Source organism: Pseudoalteromonas sp. SG45-5, from assembly GCF_014164085.1.
Lineage (GTDB): Bacteria > Pseudomonadota > Gammaproteobacteria > Enterobacterales > Alteromonadaceae > Pseudoalteromonas > Pseudoalteromonas aliena.
This window is the reverse complement of record NZ_JACJEM010000155.1, coordinates 1-571: the sequence shown is the minus strand read 5'-3', so window position 1 is coordinate 571 and position 571 is coordinate 1. Positions and strand designations below refer to the sequence as shown.

Annotated in this window: 2 tRNA genes and 1 rRNA gene; all 3 read right to left on the bottom strand. The window is 40.8% G+C overall.

Going from position 1 to position 571, the window contains the following annotated elements:
• Positions 1-215: 215 nt before the first annotated feature.
• Positions 216-291: transfer RNA gene (locus tag H5119_RS20070), tRNA-Ala, on the bottom strand.
• A gap of 50 nt (positions 292-341) precedes the next feature.
• A tRNA-Ile gene (locus H5119_RS20065) sits at positions 342-418 on the bottom strand.
• Between the two features lie 76 nt (positions 419-494).
• A 16S ribosomal RNA gene (locus tag H5119_RS20060) occupies positions 495-571 on the bottom strand; the annotation flags it as partial.

The following is a 571-nucleotide window of genomic DNA, read 5'->3' as shown; positions in this document are numbered from 1 at the left end:
AAAACGTTAATTAAATGGCACTGAATGGTACTGCTACCATTCTTTTTTTACTTTTGAAAACTCTTGATAAATACAATGTATCTATCAGAATTTTATTATCAGCTTTTCCAAATTTTTAAAGAGCAAGAGATACGAAAACCTCTCAAAATTAAACACACTCTATTCTCAGGCGGTTAATGGCCCGATAAAGAATATTTATTTTTAAGAAGTAAAAGTGGTGGAGCTAAGCAGGATCGAACTGCTGACCTCCTGCGTGCAAGGCAGGCGCTCTCCCAGCTGAGCTATAGCCCCACATATGCTGGTACTTATTGTTTTAACCATCTTCTTGATTAGACAAGAAGTGGTGGGTCTGAGTAGATTTGAACTACCGACCTCACCCTTATCAGGGGTGCGCTCTAACCAGCTGAGCTACAGACCCAAAACAATAAGTGTTGTTCTCTTTACAATAACAATCATCTGTGTGGACACTACGAACAAATAAGTTCTAAATCGTATAAGGAGGTGATCCAGCCCCAGGTTCCCCTAGGGCTACCTTGTTACGACTTCACCCCAGTCATGAATCACTCCGTGG